This is a genomic window from Pseudanabaena sp. UWO311 (assembly GCF_006937785.1).
Lineage (GTDB): Bacteria > Cyanobacteriota > Cyanobacteriia > Pseudanabaenales > Pseudanabaenaceae > Pseudanabaena.
Genome location: NZ_SJEE01000046.1, coordinates 16,919 through 35,760 on the forward strand (window position 1 = coordinate 16,919; position 18,842 = coordinate 35,760).

18 protein-coding genes are annotated in these 18,842 nt (G+C 41.9%); 9 read left to right on the plus strand and 9 right to left on the minus strand.

Annotated elements, in window-relative coordinates:
- Positions 1-207: 207 nt before the first annotated feature.
- Together PseudUWO311_RS22520 and ffh are read right to left on the minus strand one after the other, a co-directional pair.
- On the minus strand, positions 208-1,086 hold the full coding sequence (locus tag PseudUWO311_RS22520; RefSeq protein WP_142657470.1) for an isoaspartyl peptidase/L-asparaginase: 879 nt from the start codon (positions 1,084-1,086) through the stop codon (positions 208-210).
- 231 nt (positions 1,087-1,317) lie between these two features.
- Positions 1,318-2,751 carry a signal recognition particle protein gene (ffh, locus tag PseudUWO311_RS22525; RefSeq protein ID WP_142657471.1) on the minus strand — a complete coding sequence of 478 codons (1,434 nt, stop codon included), beginning with the start codon at positions 2,749-2,751 and terminating at the stop codon, positions 1,318-1,320.
- A 408-nt stretch (positions 2,752-3,159) separates the two neighbouring features.
- On the opposite strand from ffh, the gene thrC reads away from it, so the two are divergent.
- From thrC to PseudUWO311_RS22545, 4 genes are all read left to right on the plus strand, one after another.
- The gene (gene thrC / locus PseudUWO311_RS22530) at positions 3,160-4,467 is read left to right on the plus strand and encodes a threonine synthase (RefSeq protein WP_142657472.1); all 1,308 of its coding nucleotides are present in this window, start codon (positions 3,160-3,162) and stop codon (positions 4,465-4,467) included.
- Between the two features lie 91 nt (positions 4,468-4,558).
- Positions 4,559-5,476, plus strand: a complete 918-nt coding sequence (locus tag PseudUWO311_RS22535) for an EAL domain-containing protein (RefSeq protein ID WP_142657473.1) — start codon at positions 4,559-4,561, stop codon at positions 5,474-5,476.
- An 18-nt stretch (positions 5,477-5,494) separates the two neighbouring features.
- Positions 5,495-5,962, plus strand: a complete 468-nt coding sequence (locus tag PseudUWO311_RS22540; protein WP_142657474.1) for a hypothetical protein — start codon at positions 5,495-5,497, stop codon at positions 5,960-5,962.
- 145 nt (positions 5,963-6,107) lie between these two features.
- Positions 6,108-7,295 (plus strand): DNA double-strand break repair nuclease NurA, encoded by a 1,188-nt coding sequence (locus PseudUWO311_RS22545; RefSeq protein WP_142657475.1) that lies wholly within the window; start codon positions 6,108-6,110, stop codon positions 7,293-7,295.
- Between the two features lie 23 nt (positions 7,296-7,318).
- Here the strand turns inward: PseudUWO311_RS22545 and PseudUWO311_RS22550 are convergent, their stop codons facing one another.
- Together PseudUWO311_RS22550 and PseudUWO311_RS22555 are read right to left on the minus strand one after the other, a co-directional pair.
- Positions 7,319-7,705 carry a type II toxin-antitoxin system HigA family antitoxin gene (locus tag PseudUWO311_RS22550; protein ID WP_142657476.1) on the minus strand — a complete coding sequence of 129 codons (387 nt, stop codon included), beginning with the start codon at positions 7,703-7,705 and terminating at the stop codon, positions 7,319-7,321.
- Positions 7,698-8,765 carry a D-alanine--D-alanine ligase family protein gene (locus PseudUWO311_RS22555; protein ID WP_142657477.1) on the minus strand — a complete coding sequence of 356 codons (1,068 nt, stop codon included), beginning with the start codon at positions 8,763-8,765 and terminating at the stop codon, positions 7,698-7,700. The genes PseudUWO311_RS22550 and PseudUWO311_RS22555 overlap by 8 nt, the downstream gene beginning before the upstream one ends.
- Positions 8,766-9,075: 310 nt before the next feature.
- Here PseudUWO311_RS22555 and PseudUWO311_RS22560 point away from each other — a divergent pair, with 310 nt between their 5' ends.
- The 3 genes from PseudUWO311_RS22560 (at position 9,076) to PseudUWO311_RS22570 (ending at position 12,032) form a co-directional block, all read left to right on the plus strand.
- On the plus strand, positions 9,076-10,227 hold the full coding sequence (locus PseudUWO311_RS22560) for an ABC transporter substrate-binding protein (RefSeq protein WP_142657478.1): 1,152 nt from the start codon (positions 9,076-9,078) through the stop codon (positions 10,225-10,227).
- A 102-nt stretch (positions 10,228-10,329) separates the two neighbouring features.
- Complete coding sequence (locus tag PseudUWO311_RS22565) at positions 10,330-11,154, plus strand: ABC transporter ATP-binding protein (protein WP_142657479.1); 825 nt, start codon at positions 10,330-10,332, stop codon at positions 11,152-11,154.
- Between the two features lie 68 nt (positions 11,155-11,222).
- Positions 11,223-12,032: an ABC transporter permease gene (locus tag PseudUWO311_RS22570; protein WP_142657480.1), complete on the plus strand. Its 810-nt coding sequence runs from the start codon at positions 11,223-11,225 to the stop codon at positions 12,030-12,032.
- Between the two features lie 56 nt (positions 12,033-12,088).
- Here the strand turns inward: PseudUWO311_RS22570 and PseudUWO311_RS24240 are convergent, their stop codons facing one another.
- The 3 genes from PseudUWO311_RS24240 to uraH all read right to left on the minus strand — a co-directional run bounded on the left by PseudUWO311_RS24240 (position 12,089) and on the right by uraH (position 15,020).
- Positions 12,089-12,238 (minus strand): hypothetical protein, encoded by a 150-nt coding sequence (locus PseudUWO311_RS24240; RefSeq protein WP_190303624.1) that lies wholly within the window; start codon positions 12,236-12,238, stop codon positions 12,089-12,091.
- A gap of 409 nt (positions 12,239-12,647) precedes the next feature.
- Positions 12,648-14,504: an iron uptake porin gene (locus PseudUWO311_RS22575; RefSeq protein WP_223807700.1), complete on the minus strand. Its 1,857-nt coding sequence runs from the start codon at positions 14,502-14,504 to the stop codon at positions 12,648-12,650.
- 156 nt (positions 14,505-14,660) lie between these two features.
- Entirely contained in the window at positions 14,661-15,020 is a 360-nt protein-coding gene (gene uraH / locus PseudUWO311_RS22580; RefSeq protein ID WP_142657481.1) for a hydroxyisourate hydrolase, read from the minus strand.
- 202 nt (positions 15,021-15,222) lie between these two features.
- Here uraH and PseudUWO311_RS22585 point away from each other — a divergent pair, with 202 nt between their 5' ends.
- A complete protein-coding gene (locus tag PseudUWO311_RS22585; protein WP_142657482.1) occupies positions 15,223-15,615 on the plus strand; it encodes a gamma-glutamylcyclotransferase in 393 nt (130 codons plus the stop codon).
- Positions 15,616-15,788: 173 nt separating this feature from the next.
- Here PseudUWO311_RS22585 and PseudUWO311_RS22590 read toward each other — a convergent pair whose 3' ends face one another.
- Both PseudUWO311_RS22590 and PseudUWO311_RS22595 read right to left on the minus strand, forming a co-directional pair.
- The gene (locus PseudUWO311_RS22590) at positions 15,789-17,801 is read right to left on the minus strand and encodes an NAD(P)H-quinone oxidoreductase subunit 5 (protein WP_142657483.1); all 2,013 of its coding nucleotides are present in this window, start codon (positions 17,799-17,801) and stop codon (positions 15,789-15,791) included.
- 156 nt (positions 17,802-17,957) lie between these two features.
- Complete coding sequence (locus PseudUWO311_RS22595; protein ID WP_142657484.1) at positions 17,958-18,212, minus strand: hypothetical protein; 255 nt, start codon at positions 18,210-18,212, stop codon at positions 17,958-17,960.
- Between the two features lie 207 nt (positions 18,213-18,419).
- Between PseudUWO311_RS22595 and PseudUWO311_RS22600 the strand changes: the two genes are divergently transcribed.
- Complete coding sequence (locus tag PseudUWO311_RS22600) at positions 18,420-18,785, plus strand: SPFH domain-containing protein (protein ID WP_142657485.1); 366 nt, start codon at positions 18,420-18,422, stop codon at positions 18,783-18,785.
- Positions 18,786-18,842: the final 57 nt, after the last annotated feature.

Genomic DNA, 18,842 nt, shown 5'->3' on the forward strand with positions numbered 1-18,842 from the left:
TTTAATTAATCGCAACAATCAAAAATAGTTTTTCATCGTCGTAGGTGGTAAAAACTATCACATCTTGCAATCTACAATTTTCATTGTGAAAGCCAACTAGGATATTTGCAACGTCGGTTCTGCAATTATCCTAGTTGGCTTTGATGAAAGCCTGCCATCGGAATACTTTCATCAAAGCCAATTTTGAAAATGAGAATTGCTGGATCTTTATAAAGATAAAGTATCTTGCATTTTTTCACCATCATGATATGCAGCGAACAATACAGGACAGGTCTTACCCCACGCGATCGCGCCCGTAGCGTCAAGACAAATTGCGCCAAAATCGCGATCGCGGCTTTTCGCTTCATTAATCGACTTTTCGACAGCTTGCTGGAGCGTCATGCCATCGGTGACACGCACCACAACCCTAGTTGCAAAGCCCTCATCGAGAATATCTTCGCCCACACCCGTACAGCTTACGCCTGCAAACTTGGTGGCATAGTTACCCGCAGGGGTTGCAGAGTCGCTGACTCTGCCGATGCGCTCAAAGCCTCGTCCCCCTGTTGATGTGCCTGCACAAATGCTGCCATATTGATCGAGAACAACTACGCCAATTGTCCCCATCGCCACATCTGCCATTTTGCGAGTGAAGTTGGTCTTACGCTCTTCCACCCATTCAGCAAGACGCTCATCAGTGAGTGGATTATAAATTGGGATGCCGAGTTCACGGGTGAGTTCCGCCGAGCCGTAATCAGATAAAACGCGATCGTCACTAGTTTGTAAATGTTTAGCGAGATCAATAGGGTTTTTAACTCTCGCCGTATTGATCACACCACTAAAACTTTGGCGATCGCCGTCCATAATTGAGGCACTCATCCGCACCTGTCCATCGGACTGTAATACTGAGCCAGTTCCCGCGTTAAATCGAGGATCGTCTTCGAGCATTTGACAAGCCTTGACGACAGCATCGATCGCCTTTGCGCCATCTAGCAGCATCGGATAAACGGTTTCGAGTACGGCAAATAGAGATTTGCGGACAGGTTCATAGCCGCCTTTACTTTCGACAGTGCTACCTGCGCCGCCATGAATAATGATTTTTGGTTGCATTTGATTTTGGTAATTGGTGATTAATTAAGACATTTATGCAGGGGCAAAGCATTCCCGCAGAAATTTATAAATTCTTAGATCCTTTGAATTTGGGAATGCTTTGCCCTTAATCTCAAAACGAAGGGAAAATTGATCGGTTAAAGCCTAGAGGGTCTAGCATTTGCGAATTGAGATTTTGGTGGAGAGTTTAGAAATGGTGGCGCAAATGCTAAACCCCTACAGATTTGCAAACTATAATTCTCCAAATCCCTTTTTCTTTTTCTTTTTCTTACCATAGGTCGAATTACCAGATGGAGCATCATTACCCATGCCACCCATCCCAGGGAATCCGCCGCCGCCCATATTGGGCATTCCAGGGAAATTCGGCATCTTGCCCTGTCCCATTTGCTGCATCAAAGCCCGCATCTTTTGGAAATCAGCGACGAGCTTAGTTACATCTTGGAGCTTGTAACCAGCACCGTTTGCAATCCGTTGTTTGCGGCTAGGACTTTTGGCGATGAGATCAGGATCTTTGCGCTCCTGTTTGGTCATCGAAGAGATCATCGACTCACAACGCTTGAGTTGCTTTTCTGCCTCTTGAATTTGTGCGTCATTGATTTTCATGCCTGGGAGCATCTTCAACATTCCACCGAAGGAACCCATGTTTTTCATCATGCGGGTGTTCTTGAGGAAGTCGTCAAAGTCAAATTGAGCTTTAAGGATTTTCTCTTGAAGTTGTGCGGCATCAGTGAGATCGATTTCTTCTTGAGCCTTCTCCACCAACGTCAGCACATCGCCCATGCCCAAAATCCGCGAAGCCATCCGCTCAGGATAGAAGGGCTGTAATGCCTCGACCTTTTCGCCAACACCGATAAATTTGATCGGCTGTCCTGAAATTTGCCGCACAGATAGCGCTGCCCCACCGCGAGTATCGCCATCCATCTTGGTCAAGATCGCGCCTGTAATCCCAATCTCATCATGGAAAGTACGGGTCAGAGTTGCCGCCTCTTGCCCTGTCATCGCATCGACAACTAGCAGCACTTCATCGGGATTAATTGCATCTTTGACGCGCTTGAGTTCATCCATCATGTCGCGATCGATCTGCAAGCGTCCTGCCGTATCGACGATCACGGTATTAACGCCTAATTCCTTAGCCTTTGCCAAGCCCTGACGCGCAATCTCCACAGGGTCAGCATCTGCACCCATGTCAAAGACTGGTACATTAATTTGCTTACCGAGAGTGATCAACTGGTCGATCGCCGCAGGACGATATACGTCTGTGGCAACCAGTAAAGTAGTGCGCTCTAGTTTGCGTAAATGTAAAGCTAATTTGGCGGTTGCAGTCGTTTTACCCGTACCCTGCAAACCTGCCATCAAAATTACCGTTGGGGCATTGTTAGCAATTGCGAGTGGCACATTTGCCTCACCCATCGTCCTTACCAATTCGTCATAGACAATCTTGATAAATTGCTGATCAGGGCGCACACCTGCGATGACATCAGCGCCTTGAGCCTGCTTGGAGATTTCCTCGACAAATTCTTTGACAACTTGTAAGTTGACATCTGCCTCTAATAGCGCCCTGCGTACTTCGCGAATCGCGCCTTGGATATTGGAGTCAGAGATTTTGTCCTGTCCGCGTAACTTTTTCCAAGCCGCCTCAAATTTATCGGCGATTTCATCAAACATATATAGTTTTGCTTTTGCTGTTTTTGGTTCTAACTACTAATTTACAGTCACCACCGTTACATTGATCGCGATCGAAGAAAATTGCAATGGTGCTGGAAACTTAAAATTGGCGTGAATATCGCCACTATTTTCATATTGCTAACGATTGGGATGCACTTCTGTTCTAGAGTTTGAGCGCAAAGCGCTGTAAAAGCCAAGAATTAATTTGAAGCGCAGAGCGTCGCCAATTAATTCTTGGCTTTTGATTTGACCTAAGACAAATGACTTTAGATATGATTTTGCTGGCAAAACTAAAACCCGACTATTTTAGTCTGGTATATTTGACGACTATAAAATTACTGTGTTAGAGTTTGTTTCAATAAAGAAATCAAATTAAAACCTTTAACGATTAGAAAGGCAACCAAGAACATGACTGCAACGATTGTTTCTCCTTACACCAGCGATCGCGTTGAAACCTTCAGTAATCTCAAGTGCAAAGAGTGCGGTGCAGAATATGAAGCCAAGGCGATGCACGTTTGTGAATTGTGCTTCGGACCTCTAGAGGTTGCCTATAATTACGATGTCATCGCAGCCAGAGTCAGCCGTGAAACAATTCAAGCTGGCCCCCTCTCAATTTGGCGTTATCGCGACTTCCTCCCAGTCAAAACTGAAAACTATATTGATGTATCTACAGGCATGACTCCCTTGATCAAGGCAAATCGTCTTGCCAAGCGTCTCGGCATCAAAAATCTCTACATTAAAAATGATGCTGTAAATATGCCAACCTTGAGCTTCAAGGATCGAGTTGTTTCCGTAGCTCTCAGCCGCGCTCGTGAGCTTGGTTTCACCACCGTTGCTTGTGCCAGTACTGGGAACTTGGCAAACTCCACAGCCGCGATCGCAGCTCATGCAGGCTTAGAATGTTGTGTATTCATTCCCTCTGATCTCGAAGCTGGTAAAGTTCTCGGTACAACCATTTACAATCCCAAAGTTTTCTCAGTACATGGTAATTACGACCAAGTAAATCGTCTTTGTTCAGAAGTCGCTAATACTCATGGTTGGGGATTTGTAAATATCAACCTCCGTCCGTACTATTCTGAAGGTTCCAAGACCCTTGCCTATGAAGTTGTTGAACAACTCGGTTGGAAATTACCCGATCACATTGTTGCGCCTTTAGCTTCTGGCTCTCTGTTCACCAAGATTTACAAAGGTTTCAATGAATTTGTGAAGGTGGGCTTAATAGATGATAAGCCCGTTCGATTCAGTGGCGCTCAGGCTGAAGGATGTTCTCCAATTGCTGCTGCCTACAAAGAAGGTCGCGACTTTATTACTCCTGTTAAACCTAAGACAATTGCTAAGAGTCTGGCTATCGGTAATCCTGCGGATGGTATCTACGCGATCGATATCGCGCACAAGACTAACGGCAATATCGAATCTGTAAATGACGATGAAATTATCCAAGCAATGAAGTTGCTTGCCGAGACTGAAGGCATTTTCACTGAAACTGCTGGTGGTACAACAATTGCAGTTCTCAAAAAACTAGTTGAAGTTGGCAAAATTGATCCTGAAGAAGTAACGGTTGTCTACATTACAGGCAACGGATTGAAAACCCAAGAAGCAATTCAAGGATACGTTGGTGAACCTTTCTTGATTGAGCCTAAACTCGACAGTTTCGAGCGTGCTCTAGAGCGTTCACACACATTGGACAAACTAGAGTGGCAAACAGTTTCAGTTTAGTTTGATTTGGTTTCTAAAAAATAAGAGCAGTCAACGTACTGCTCTTATTTTTTGTATTAATTGATATTGGGTAAGTATAGTTAACTTTCATATGGAAACTGAATTTAATCCTCTTACCACTGCCCATATCGAGCTTCAGATAGAAGAAGAATTTCCGAAAATTCAGTTGGAAGCAGAGAAGTTTGAGCTATGGTTCCAACCAGTTTATGATTTAGCTACTGGGGTTATTCTGCATAATGAAGTGTTAGTGCGTTGGCGCGACGAGGAAGGAAACTTACGACAGCCCAAAGAATTATTAATTGCTCTTCAAAATACTCAGTTACTCAATCAGTTAGATCGCATTATTGTTGAAAAATCAATTTCGATACTATCTCACCAGACTACTGTAACTCTCTCTGTAAATCTATCTAATGACATTTTTGATGATCAGGAATTTCTTCCTCAACTCCATGCATGGCTAACTCAATATAAAGTTGCGCCCAAAAGACTCTATTTTGAGATAGAAGAAGAAATTCTCTCTCAAGAACAGCCACTTGTACTTCCTTTTATAACAGAATTACAGATGATGGGGTGTTATGTTGTAATTGACAACTTTACAGGCAAGTTTTTTCCATTACTCCAATTACAGGAGTTACCAGTAAAGATGATTAAGCTAGAACGTAGCTTTGCTCTAAGACCTGTATCAATAACGAAGAAACAATTGGCTACAGCAATATCCTATGTAAGTAGAACTTTTCAAATTCAGGCTGTTCTCAAGGGAATTGATGATAATTTGTCTTTGAAATTGGCAAATGATATCGGCGTTAAAGGTGTACAAGGTTATTCTTTAAGTAGACCTCAAGAAAAGCCTAAAACATTTGGATTTATCGGTTTATTAATTATAAAAATCATTGCCGTCCTGATTTTGCTATATATTTTCAAAAATCTAGTAGGTATAAATATATTTCCTGACTATCATTTGTGGGATATAATTGTCGAGTTTTTTCAATCACTTTTTGGCGGTAAATAGTACTAATTCTTTGTTTTTATGCCAGCGTATAAAAAATATGGGGCTTTAATAGGCACATGTATTGCTTTTGCGATCGCTACATTAGCGATAGTATTTACTGTTCAGGATGGTGAATTGTATTGCTATCGTAGTACAGCAGGGTTGCCGAACTGTTTGTTAATACAAACGACAATGTTGTATCGTAAAACTATCAATATTTCCTCTCTAAAAGCGGCCTATGAGAAAGTAACTAAAGCAAAATCTACAGAAAACTATACAGTTATGCTGTTGACGGAGCAGGGTGAAATTCCTTTAAGTAATCAAGTTAGTGAATCGGCTAAACAAGATATAACCCATATCAATCAATTTATTGATTCCTATCAAGTAATATTTTCTTTAAAAGAAGAGCATTTGCATAACGCTAGACCTCTAACATTCGTCTATGGATTTTTGAGTCTTATATTTTGGCTTTTGAGTCAGTTTGCTTATCAGAAAATGAATAACTAATAATGATTTGTGACAGTGCACCCCGAAGGAAAGCGCTTTCTCAAATCATTATAGGATTGTTAAATTGAGTTTGTTAATCTAGTGAGGAACGGGTTAGTTATCCCGATTTCGGCAGAAAACATTAAAAAAAGAATTATAAGCAACTATGCTGGATTTACAGAAGTTGATGGGACAAATGCAAGGGATGTCTGAACAATTGCAGAGAGAAGCTCAGCAATTAACGGTCAAACTCGATCGCGCAGAAACCATATTTCATCAAGCAGTTGTCAATCAAGCATCGCTCATTCAACAAAGCGAACAATATCGCGATCGCTATATTTTTAATTGTGCTGAACCAGTTGATGCTTTATCAGAAATTCAAGTAATATCACCAATCTCCACATCACACATAGTATTAGCTACCGATGGCTCCCAAATAGCTCCCAGCCGCCATGAAATCGCCTATTGCTATTTGATTAATATTGGTCGAGTTGCGATTCATTACAATTCTGGAATTTATCCATTGTTGGATAATGTGCCTGAAGTATTTTATAAAACGGAAGACCTATACAAGGCTCGTCAATGGGGAATTCAGACTGAACAGTGGATGACTTTTAAACGCACGGTTGCGGAAAATGTCGTCCTAGCAAATTTAGCTATGGAAACTCTTGCGAGTTCTCTGAAATCACCATTATTAGCCTTCACCGATGGATCTTTGGTTCATTGGGAATTTGACGAGATTGCTGCTGAGGCGCGATCGCAACTTTTGCCAGATATACTGGCTGCATGGGATAACCTGAAAGCTCAACGAATTCCCCTAGCAGGATATATCAGCGCTCCCCGTGCTGCGGAAACTACTAATTTTTTGCGGTTACAAATCTGTCCTTTTGAGCAACCCGACTGCAAGACCCATTGTGATGCTAAGCCTCTCGATTCTGCACCTTGTAGTCAAATTCAACCATTGCGAGATGGCACTTTATGGAGTCGGCTGTTAAAAGTGGGAGAATGTAGCCCGCTTTGGAAAAGCCATGCAAGGATTTTGCAGGAATATGGCGAACATCAAATCTATTTTTGTTATCTCCATGTCGGCACAGAAATCGCTCGAATTGAGATGCCAGCTTGGACTGCATTGGATGTAGAACTGCGATCGCTAGCTTTACAAATCATTCTCGCCCAAGTCCAAAAAGGCTATGGCTATCCTGTTGCCCTAGCTGAGGCGCATAATCAGGCGGTTGTCACTGGTAGCGATCGCCGCCGCTTTTTTGCAATTTTAGAACAACAAATGGTGAAGTCTGGTTTACGCAATGTGACTACTTCCTACAAAGAGTCCCGCAAGCGCAGCAGTATTGCTTGATTACAAACCCGAAGGAATAAATTTTAAAAATCAATAAACAAACTTGGATCGACATGGAAAAACTCGCCAAGTGATTTAGCTTGACTTTTGCTAATAGTTCTTTTGCCATTGACAACTTCAGAAACCACGCCGCGAGAGCCAATTAGACCTATAAGGTCAGTTTGTCTTAGTCCTCTTTGTTCCATTAGGTGCAACAAGATGGAATGAGGGGTTGAAGCTGCTAACTGATAATGTTCATCTTCAAATTTTTCGATCAGCGAAACTAAAAGTTGAAGTATCTGCTCTTTTTCTGGAGACAGATTCTTCTCAGCTAGCAGACCTTCAACAATACCTAAAGCGCGATCGTTTTCTTCTTCAGTAGTAATCACTCGTGGCTGAATATCTGCTAATAGCGCTTCATCTTTAACCATGCTTTTCAAGTGCCAACGCTACAAGCCGATCGCATAGTTCTGTAAAGGGAATGCCAGAGTATTCCCACAATTTGGGATACATGCTCAGCGAAGTAAACCCTGGGAAAGTATTAATTTCATTGATTAAAACAGTGCCAGTTGCTTCTACATAGAAGAAATCGACTCTGGCTAGACCTGAACCAGCGACAGTTTGAAAAGCTTTCACTGCCATTGACTGCACTGCTTGAGTCACGTTGTCAGGCAGCTTACTGGGAATGATTAGATCAGCCATTCCAGCGGTGTATTTGGTTTCATAATCGTAGAAATCGCTAGTGAAAGTAATTTCACCGATCGCAGATGCTTGGGGCTGTTCATTGCCAAGGACAGCACATTCGATTTCACGAGCAACTACTCCTTGCTCGATGATAATGCGCGGATCGTAGCTAGTGGCACTAGCGATCGCTTCTTTTAACTGAGTGCGATCGCGTACTTTGGAAATTCCAACTGAGGAGCCAAGGTTAGAAGGCTTCACAAAGCAAGGATAGCCAAGAGTAGCTTCGATATGTTCACTCCATGCTGGCTCATCTTGTTGCCATTGCCAACGATTTAGCGCCACATACTTGACCTGAGGTAAGCCAGCATTCGCAAAAATCGCCTTCATCGCAATCTTATCCATTCCCACCGAAGAGGCAAGCACCCCATTGCCAACATAGGGCTTGTGCATCAACTGTAATAGCCCCTGCACTGTCCCATCTTCACCATTTGGCCCATGGAGAACTGGAAACCACAGATCAACTTGCTGAACTTCTGTTGGCAAGAAAAAAGCGGCATTAGTTAATAATTCTGAATCCTGTAAACCTTTACCAGCATCTAAAACTTTTTTTGACACATCAGGACTGCGCCATGTGCCATCACGTTGAATATAAAAAGGCTGAACATGATAACGAGGATTTTGGCTGAGGGCTGAGGCGATCGCTTTTGCCGATGTAATTGACACATCGTGTTCGCCTGACTGTCCACCAAATAACAAACCGACATAAAGAGGGGACTTTGCCGCCAAATCTATCGATACACCAGTCATTAGTAAACACCCTCATCAAATTGATATCAAACTTTTAGTACTGAATACTTTACATCAAAGTTTTGAAGTCTTAACAAACAGTTGGACTTAATTACAGCAATTACTACTTTTCGACTTTCAGCAACGTAAGCAATGAAAGTCGAAAAGTAGTAATTGCTGATCCTAACTAAATTAATGATAAATCGAGATCAAGATTGCTTTGAGAGGCATATTTCTTTGTATTGAGATATACAGAAACTTCTTTTCTACTCCCCTTAAATGATTAATATCTTTGTATACAGTATACATTTTCAAATTTAACAGGGCAATAATGCTTCATACTTTCCAGAAACAGTTAAATAGAATTCTTCTTATTGCCGTCTCAACAGCATTGCTTGCTGCTTGTAATTCTGCGCCTCCAAGTACTACAAGCACTACTTCTGGAGACAAGACTACTGCTCCCACTACTGCATCAACTCCCCAAACTGGTAGTACGGACAAAAAGGAAAAACAGAAGATTCGTGTACAACTACCATTTTTGAAACAAAGCCTTGATGCACCTCTGATTTGGGCGATCGAAAAAGGTTACTTTGCTGAAGAAGGATTGGATGTCAGTTATGAGCGCGGCTTTGGTAATGCCGACACAATCAGTAAGCTTGGTACTGGCAAGTATGACATGGCATTTAGCGATGTCTATAATGCCATGGAATTCAATGACAAAAATCCTAATGATAAGATCCTTGCAGTAGCTTTTTACCAAAACAAAGCTCCTTTCTCCATTGTTACTTTTAAAGCAAATGGAATTAAAACTCCTGCCGATTTAGTTGGTAAAAAACTTGGCGCACCAGCAGGTGATGGACCACGGAAACTTTTCCCACTTTTTGCGAAAGAGATAAAGATTGCACCTGATTCGGTGACTTGGGACACGATGGAACCTAAGCTGCGTGAGACTTTCTTGTTGCAAGGTAAAGTTGATGCTGTCAGTGGTTTCTACACTTCTGTCATTCCATCTTTGATCAAAGGTGGCAAGACTATGGATGATATCCAAATCTTCTTCTATGACGAGTTTGGTTTAGATTTCTACGGAAATGGAATTTTGGTTAAGCAAGATTTTATGACCAAGAATCCTGACGCGATTAAAGCATTCCTTAAAGCATATTTCCGTGGGATGCAGGAGGTTGTTAAAGACCCTACCGCAGCACTCGACCTAGTTGTTTCCACCGATCAAAGCAAGTTGATGGATCGCGATGCTGAAAAACTGCGCCTGAAATTGGCGATCGAACGGATGTATGTGACTCCAGAAGTCGAGGCAGCTGGCTTCGGTGGTGCGGACATGAAACGCCTAGAAAAGAGTGTTAATCAGACGGTTGAAGGTTTCAAATTGAAACCAGTAACCGCTGCTGATATCTTCACAGATAAGTTTTTGCCTGCTAAAGAAAAACGAATGGTTCCTCCAACTAGCGATCGCAAGCCTTTGCAGTAAATAGAACCCAAATACATGAAAACGATTGGCTTAGTCAATCGTTTTCATGTATTTGATAATTGGCTTAAAAAAAGTCCACACTCAATAAATTGGTACAGAAAAATGGTTCAGCCTGTAACGTCTTCATCTACTGAAACCTCCGTTTCTCCTAAACCTTTACTAGAATTTGATCGCATCGGATTAGAATACCCGTTTGAAGAATCGGTGCGGACGATTATTCAGGAAATCTCCCTCACAGTAGAACCTGGAGAGTTTGTTACATTTGTTGGTCCGAGTGGATGCGGGAAAACCTCGATTTTGAGAATGGTCTCAGGACTAAGTCCTACCAAAATCGGTGAGCTACGCTGTCATGGACAAGCTGTAAAAAAACCGCTCAAGAATGTCGGCATTGCCTTCCAAAATCCTGTATTGCTGCCTTGGCGACGGACTATTGATAATGTCTTGCTGCCACTAGAGATAGTATCTCCCTACAAGCGAGATTTTAAAGTTAATCGCGATCGCTATCTAGAGATGGCTCAAAAGCTATTGAAAGCAGTAGGTTTAAAAGATTTTCAGCAGCAATTCCCTTGGCAGTTATCAGGTGGGATGCGTCAGAGAGCTTCACTTTGTCGTGCGCTAATACACCAACCAGAGATTTTGTTATTAGACGAGCCTTTTGGCGCACTTGATGCCTTTACCCGTGAAGAAATGTGGGTGATGCTCCAAACCCTATGGATGGAGGCTAAATGCGTAGGAATGCTAATCACCCATGATTTACGCGAGGCTGTATTTCTTTCAGACACTGTATATGTAATGAGTCCTAGACCTAGCGAGATTGCTTTCAAACTGAAGATCGATCTACCTCGTCCACGAACCTTAGAAATGTGTCTCAGTGATGAATTTGCTCATCTCGCCGCCGAGTTGCGCCGCCATATCCATAAGAGTTAAACAGAGAATCTGCTTTAGCCAGATTCTCTGTCTTCACAAGTTTTAGCAATCAGTATTGAGGAAAATATATGCAGGGAACTGTTGACCATTCAAGACGGGTAACTAAAAAATTTGATTTTGAGGCTTTTCTAAATACAAAAACTGCGACGATTATCCTGCCTACGATCGCTACAGTTGTGTTGTTTGCGCTATGGGAATTGGCAGTAATCATCTTTAAAATTCAACCTTTTAATTTACCAGCCCCTACGAAAATTCTCGAAGCGACCATCAAATTTGCACCACAACTTGCAGAAAACTCTTGGAGAACCATCTGGACAACCTTTGCAGGTTTTGTGCTAGCCAGCGTAGTTGGCATCGTGTTAGGGTTTCTGATTGGTTATTCCAAACTTATTTATTTAACTTTCTATCCATTACTAGTTGCATTTAATACTATTCCTAAGTCAGCATTAGTACCTCTACTGGCTGTATGGTTTGGGGCAAACGCAATTCCTGCGATCGTAACTGCTTTTGCACTAGCATTCTTTCCAATCGCTGTTAACGTAGCGCTAGGATTAGAAACCATCGAGCCCGAAATGAAAGATGTTATGCGAGCTCTGGGTGCTTCAGATTTTGAGATATTCCAGAAGGTTGGCTGGCCACATACTTTGCCCTATGTGTTTGCATCTCTCAAGATAGCCGTTTCTTTTTCCTTCATTGGAGCCGTCATCGCTGAGTCGATCGCATCTAATGCTGGTTTAGGTTATCTAATCGTTCAAGCAGCATCAGACTTTAATGTGCCACTTGCTTTTTCAGCACTGATTACTCTAGCCATCTTAGGTGTAATGCTCTACACCTTATTTGTAGCCATTGAGAAAAAAGTGATTTACTGGGCAAGATAAATAATTTTACAAACAAAAAAAGGCTCGCATATGCGAGCCTTTTTTTGTTTGTAAAATTATTTAGGTTTTGGCAACCATGCCCAATGGCAATAGTTTGGATGTAAATGATCTTTCGGCTCATGGCTTTCCAGCAATTCTTCAGATATTTGGCGATCGCGGTAATCGCTATACCTTTGCTGTTGTTGATTTTCACGAGTAGTTTTCATATTTTTTAAAACATAAATTATGATTTATATTTGTATTATATACTACAAATTAATCCGAGACACAAAAAAGTCATCATTTGATAACTTTTTTGTGTCCTATTTTTGAATATCCCTTCTTTATCATCTCCCGACAGTTTTTACCAAAACACAAAATGGCGAAGCCATTTTGTGTTTTTAAAACCCTTACATGGTTTGTTTTTTTAATCTAAGAAGCGTATGTCGTCACACTTTTGTGAATGGGGATTAGTCACACTTTCGGGAATAGCTATAGCTGTTATATACAAAGAAATATATCTGTTGCCATCCTAGTTAGGGCAAACCAAAAGAGAGAATGGCAGCGCTTTGCGCTGCCATTCTCTCTTTTGGTTCTCAAAATGGTATTGTCATTTTGAGAATTGGGATTAGTTAACTAGAAACTGAACTGAGTTCGTAGATTACCTACAAATACAGTTGGGTTAGTCGAGAAACTATTAGGATTGAAAATCGCGTAGAACGCAGGAACGATCGCAATATTTTTACTGATTGGATAGTAGTAAGAAAGTTCTAACTCATATTGAGTAGCGCCATCACCACCACCAGAGAGCAAGAAATTGCGTCCACTGCTATAGCTATGGGGTACAACAAAAGAAAGCACAGCCAAAGCACTTTCCTTAAACAGATCGGGGAATGCTAAGCCAAATTGAAATGCATTAACATTAACGCTACCACCTTGAACAGCAGGATTGATCGGCGAAATATTAGTACTACCATAGGAATAGCGACCAAATACCCCAAATCCTTTGGTAACCAACCAATCAAAGTTCAAGATAATTGTATCGGCAGTAGCATTGTTAATTGCACCACCCACACCATCATCCGCGAACCCATAGGGCAAAGGTTCAGCCGTTGCGCCACTGATGCGCCCGCCATTAGCTTTAATATTGGAGCGGGTATACAAGAGACGAATGTTAGCATCACGACTTGGTGAATAGACTAACTCAGCACTGAGAGTATTGGTTCCACCAAATAGTCCTTGTTGAGGATCGCTGGATGTATTGTTGTTAGGAGCAGTAAGAAATTCTGTATTTTCTCCTAAATAGGCTGCTGTAAATCTGAACTGTGGATTGATCGTCCAAGTTACAACAGCACCCGAACCGCGATCGACTGCATTCGATAGAGTACTTCCATTTGAGTTAAAGCTAGTTGCCCCTGTTAAGAAACTAGTAAAACGATTGCCATCAAAATAGCGATAGAAATTCAAACGAGGACCGATCGCTACATTAACGTTACTAGCAACTGGAAAGCTATAGAATAACTCGCGAATATTAAATACATTGGCAGTCGGAACGCCTGTCTGATCAAGAAATGGTGTTCCCCAAGAGTTGGTATAGCCAGCAGATACAAAGTTATTAGCTGGAGAGTTGCCATTACCAGTTACCAGTTGGGTGACCAATGCATCTTTACCTGTGAAAGATGTTGTCAGGTTTAAGAATAGGTAGTAACCAAATGTAATGTTAGGTCGTTGGGTTGTCACGCGCGAAGGAACTCCGCCCACACGAGTTGGAGGTGCAAAGGCTGAAGGCGTTAATGGATTGCGCTCAGCAATAACATCGCCACCAGCAGTAGCACCAGTAAGATTAAAGAAGGCAAGTCCACTGAGCTTTGTTGTGGTTGAGAATTGTTGAGCCTCTAGTTTTGCAGTCTTCGCATCAAGCGCATCAACGCGACCACGAAGTGTAGCTAATTCAGCAGCAAATTCTTCTTGGAGCTTCTGTAAAGTTGCAAGATCTTCCTTAGAAACCTTATCGGCTAATCCTGCGGAAATAATCTCATTGATTTTATCCAAACAAGCATTCAGTCCAGCCGCAAACTCATATCTTACTAAAGATTTGCTGCCACGAAAAGTACTGTCGGGATATCCTGCAATACATCCATAGCGCTCTACCAAGGATTGGAGAGCTGTAAAGGCCCAATCAGTTGGTTTCACATCAGATAGCTGTGAAACTGATGTCACTGCTGCAACTTCAGTATTCTCAGGGAGCTTATCGACTGCAAAATTGCTAACTGGTGAAGCCGTGGAAAGATTGGGCTGTAGATTTACAGCATTCTCTTGGCGATCAATTAAATTACTAATCGATGAAGAAGTCTTTGGAGATAAATTGATTGATGAATCTTTAGATAAATTATCTGAAACTTTTGGCTCAGCCTTTGCGGGTGAGTCGTACAAACTAGAGAGCGCGACAAACATCGCTAGACATGAAAGGGAACTATTTAGAGCCTTAGACATAAATCCTCAAACCATTTACATGAGCGACGGACGAAAAATCGCAGTAATTTGGATACTGTATACAGTATCCAAATTACTGCGATTAAACTTTAGAGTTGCGATCGCTTTCTGTATTGCAGATTACAAAGACTTTTCACGGGGTAAATATCTGAGGGTTTAACTTCCTCGATAGGTGCTATAAGCCCAAGGTGATACTAGTAAAGGAACGTGGTAGCGATCGCTCCCATTGGCAATGCCAAAGCGCACAGGAACTGTCGTTAAAAAATTAGGTTCTGGTAAAACCGCTCCACAATTAGCAAAATAGTCACTAACGTAAAAACAAATTTCGTAGATACCAGCTTTGATCTCAGTTTCATTTAGTAATAACTCATCAGTCCTGCCATCTTGATTGGTATATAGGGTTTTGAGTAAGTTTTTTCGTCCATCATCTGCGATCGCCCATAGATCAATTTGCATATTTCGAGCAGGGCATCCATGGACTGTATCAAGGACATGAGTTGAGAGTTTTCCAGACATTTTTTTTAGTAATAAGTACTTGTGCAAAATTAATTATCCAAGCCCGTAAAGTTTTACACCGCAAGAGCGGAACTTTACGGGTGCAATATTGTAAGAGTCATCGTAAAGCAGTGACTCTTACAATATTGCACCTTGCTGTTGCATACTGTATACACTAAACTAATATATTCAAGACTAATCCATAAATTCAAAAGCCCTATTTATGACAGTATCCAACGGGACAAGAAGAGTATTTATTTGTGGTTCGGCGCTGCGCGGACAACCTGATCATGGAAATTTACAGGACGCAAAGTTTATCCGTCCTGCACAGACACAACCACGTTATCGACTCCATGCTGCTGGTGATGGCTGGCATCCTGCAATTTATGAAGTAGAGACAGGTGGAATCTCTATTCCTGGTGAAGTTTATGAGATGAAAGATGACGAATTTGAATATCTTGCCAGTAATGAACCTCCACATATGTATCCTACGGATGTTTACCTAGAAGATGGAGAAGTCCTCACTGCTTTTTTCTATCCCCAAGAATTAATTGAAAAGTTCAACTGGATTGATATCTCTCACCTCGGCGGTTGGGCAGCCTATAAAGGTACATAGGTATATAAAACAAAAAAAAGCAAATCGCCCGCATAACGGGCGATTTGCTTTTTAGAAGTCATACCAAATAAAGAAATGGCTAGCTATTTCTTTATTTGGTATGACTTACTGGTTTTGGGTTGCAATTCACAAAAGTGTTGTCATACTTTCGTGAATTGGTATCAAATCAGAAATTAAATCGAAGTAACAATTACGAAACCAAGAATTCCGATAAAAATGACTAGAGCGTAAAATTGTGCTTTACCATTTTCAAAGTACTTCAAGCCTTCGCCAGTAACCACAGTCACAAAACCTGCAAGATTAACAGCACCATCGACGATTTTGGCATCGACTTCTAGCACCTGACGTGCTAGGCGGCGAGAACCAACCACGAAGATCGTGTTGTAAATTTCATCGATGTACCATTTGTTCTTCGATAGCTTGTATAGAGGCTCGATGGATTTGGCGATCGCACTGGGATCGATTTTCTTTTGCATATACATTAAGATAGCCAAAGAAATTCCAATCAAGCCAATACCAATAGAGCTACCACCCATTAATAGAAATTCAGGAGTAAAGCCTTCAACTGGAACTTCAGTGATTTTCTCGGATGGGGCATGGATAAAGTACTCGAAGTAATTGCCTAGAGGTGTCCCAACTAGACCAATCAGCATCGAAGGAATAGCCAATGCCATCAGAGGGAAAGTCATCGTAATTGGGGATTCATGAGGCTTGCTGGCGTGATGATGCCCATGTCCATCGTCAGCTTGAGCTTCTTTGCCAGCAGAGTTTTCGGCTTTGACCATTGCCAAGAGCTTCTTATCAGTACCGCGAAAATCACCTTCAAAGGTAGTGAAGTACATACGGAACATATAGAAAGCAGTGATCCCCGCTGTAGCGAAACCGATCGCCCAAAGGGTAGGATTGGCTCTGAAAGTCAAAGCGAGAATCTCATCCTTTGACCAGAAACCAGCGAACGGAGGAATACCACTAATCGCCAAAGTCCCAATAAAAAATGTGATTGCGGTAATTGGCATGTACTTACGTAATCCGCCCATCACGCGCATATCTTGAGCAACATCGGGATCATGTCCTACGACTTCTTCCATCCCATGAATGACGGAACCAGAACCGAGGAACATCATCGCTTTGAAATAAGCGTGCGTCATCAGGTGAAATAAGCCTGCGCTATAAGCCCCAACGCCCATACCCATCACCATATAACCCAACTGGGAAACGGTGGAGTAGGCCAAGCCTTTTTTGATGTCATTTTGAGTAATTGCGATGCTTGCGCCCAGAAAGGCAGTAAAGGCTCCTGTCCAAGCGATCACATTCATCACGGCGGGAATCTCCTCGAATACAGGGAACATCCGCGCAATTAGAAATACACCAGCAGCAACCATCGTCGCAGCATGGATCAAAGCTGAAATCGGTGTAGGGCCTTCCATTGCGTCAGGAAGCCATACATGCAGAGGGAATTGGGCAGATTTGGCAGCGGGCCCCATAAATACAAGAATTGCAAATAGGATCGCAAGACCGACGCTCAATGATCCTGACTCAACTAATTCGCTAAGACGTGAGCCCATTTCCGTGAATTCAAACGTACCAGTTGCCCAATACAGACCAAGTAAGCCCAGTAGTAACCCGAAGTCCCCAACGCGGTTAGTGACAAATGCTTTTTGGCAAGCATCGGCAGCTCCTTTGCGATCGAACCAGAAGCCAATCAGCAAGTAGGAACACATCCCTACAAGTTCCCAGAAGATATAAATCTGTACCAAGTTGGGACTAATAACTAATCCCAGCATGGAGGATGTGAATAAACTCAGGTAAGCATAAAATCTGACATAGCTGGGATCATGCGCCATGTAGCCATCGGTGTAAATTTGCACCAAAAATGCGACAGTGGTGACGATCACTAGCATAAGAGCAGTGAGATGATCGATCACAAATCCCATGTTCAGATGAAAGCTACCTGCTTGTGCCCACTCAAAGGTGTAGAGATAAGGATCATGTCCTTGGATCTGACTCCAGAGTAGATTGATAGCCATCACCATTGCGCCGCCTGTGGCGGATACACTGAGGACAGACCAAAGCGATCGCAGTTTGTTGGTGGATTTGTTAAAGGTAATCAGTCCTGTGCCGATAATCAATGCTGCGGCAAGTGGCAGCAAGGGAATCAGCCATGCGTATTGATATGCAAAGTCCATAGGTCGCGTTTGAACGCAAAGTTTATTGTAGAGATCCTTTAATAAATCAGTTTACTACAGGGCGATCAGGTGCGATGTGTTAACCATGAGCATTGTTACTTATTAAGCTAAAATTTTAGAAAAAATTAATCCTAAATATGAGGCTTAAAGATCTGTTTAGGAGAATTTATAGGAAAAGGAAGTAATTTTTTTTGTGCGACCTTGGACAGGGGGCAATTTCTGGAGAGCCTTCACTAGAAACTGTGCGATCACCCATAGACATTGAGCGATCGAATCTGGAATGGCAAAAATTGCTATAAGCGAACTATCCAAAATCAAAAATCCTCTCTTGCCAATCACCATAGTTGTTTTGAGAAACCCAATAAGTAGCTCAGCATAGGTATAAACCAAAACCAAAAAGCTTTGCCGCACGCTAAGCGTGCGGCAAAGCTTTTTGGTTTTTAAACCTAACTACTTAGTTATTTATAAACTTATGTTACAAGATTCGTATTTCTTATTCTATGGCTTGAGAAGTAGTCAGCAAACATCCATTTATAAAGCTTGGAGGCGGTTTTGTTTAGCATTAAGCTGGGTGAATCTATTTTGTCATTGAATAAAAAACGGTATTGGTTTGGAAGCATGATTTTTGTAGCGTTAACTGTAATTATTCCCAAATCCTTTGCAGTGGTTAATACAGGAGAGCGTGGTATTCTTGTAACCTTTAACAAGGTACAAGACGTTGTTTTGAATGAAGGTACTCATGCCATAATTCCTTTTGTATCATCAGTCAGAGTTATGAATATCCGTATTCAACGAACAGATGTTGAATCACATGCACGCACAAAAGACTTACAACGAATTACCACAAAGGTTGCTCTCAATTGGCAAATTTCACCAGATAAAATCCAACAAATTTATCAACAATTTGGGAATAATAGACTTGTCGGGAAACAAAAGCAAGGTATAGAGGCAACTTCACATTTATTTCTGCACTTCAATCCCTAATTAAACAAACACACGTTCATCGAAATAAATTGAAGCATAACAGAGATTCAATTGCGG

Coding starts and splice junctions, on each gene's coding strand:
- PseudUWO311_RS22545 (WP_142657475.1), top strand. CDS start 6,108: ATGCTGGATTTACAGAAGTTGATGGGACAAATGCAAGGGATGTCTGAA.
- PseudUWO311_RS22560 (WP_142657478.1), top strand. CDS start 9,076: ATGCTTCATACTTTCCAGAAACAGTTAAATAGAATTCTTCTTATTGCC.
- PseudUWO311_RS22585 (WP_142657482.1), top strand. CDS start 15,223: ATGACAGTATCCAACGGGACAAGAAGAGTATTTATTTGTGGTTCGGCG.
- PseudUWO311_RS22550 (WP_142657476.1), bottom strand. CDS start 7,705: ATGGTTAAAGATGAAGCGCTATTAGCAGATATTCAGCCACGAGTGATT.
- uraH (WP_142657481.1), bottom strand. CDS start 15,020: ATGTCTGGAAAACTCTCAACTCATGTCCTTGATACAGTCCATGGATGC.
- PseudUWO311_RS22600 (WP_142657485.1), top strand. CDS start 18,420: ATGATTTTTGTAGCGTTAACTGTAATTATTCCCAAATCCTTTGCAGTG.
- ffh (WP_142657471.1), bottom strand. CDS start 2,751: ATGTTTGATGAAATCGCCGATAAATTTGAGGCGGCTTGGAAAAAGTTA.
- PseudUWO311_RS22590 (WP_142657483.1), bottom strand. CDS start 17,801: ATGGACTTTGCATATCAATACGCATGGCTGATTCCCTTGCTGCCACTT.
- PseudUWO311_RS22520 (WP_142657470.1), bottom strand. CDS start 1,086: ATGCAACCAAAAATCATTATTCATGGCGGCGCAGGTAGCACTGTCGAA.
- thrC (WP_142657472.1), top strand. CDS start 3,160: ATGACTGCAACGATTGTTTCTCCTTACACCAGCGATCGCGTTGAAACC.
- PseudUWO311_RS22575 (WP_223807700.1), bottom strand. CDS start 14,504: ATGTCTAAGGCTCTAAATAGTTCCCTTTCATGTCTAGCGATGTTTGTC.
- PseudUWO311_RS22540 (WP_142657474.1), top strand. CDS start 5,495: ATGCCAGCGTATAAAAAATATGGGGCTTTAATAGGCACATGTATTGCT.
- PseudUWO311_RS22570 (WP_142657480.1), top strand. CDS start 11,223: ATGCAGGGAACTGTTGACCATTCAAGACGGGTAACTAAAAAATTTGAT.
- PseudUWO311_RS24240 (WP_190303624.1), bottom strand. CDS start 12,238: ATGAAAACTACTCGTGAAAATCAACAACAGCAAAGGTATAGCGATTAC.
- PseudUWO311_RS22565 (WP_142657479.1), top strand. CDS start 10,330: ATGGTTCAGCCTGTAACGTCTTCATCTACTGAAACCTCCGTTTCTCCT.
- PseudUWO311_RS22555 (WP_142657477.1), bottom strand. CDS start 8,765: ATGACTGGTGTATCGATAGATTTGGCGGCAAAGTCCCCTCTTTATGTC.
- PseudUWO311_RS22535 (WP_142657473.1), top strand. CDS start 4,559: ATGGAAACTGAATTTAATCCTCTTACCACTGCCCATATCGAGCTTCAG.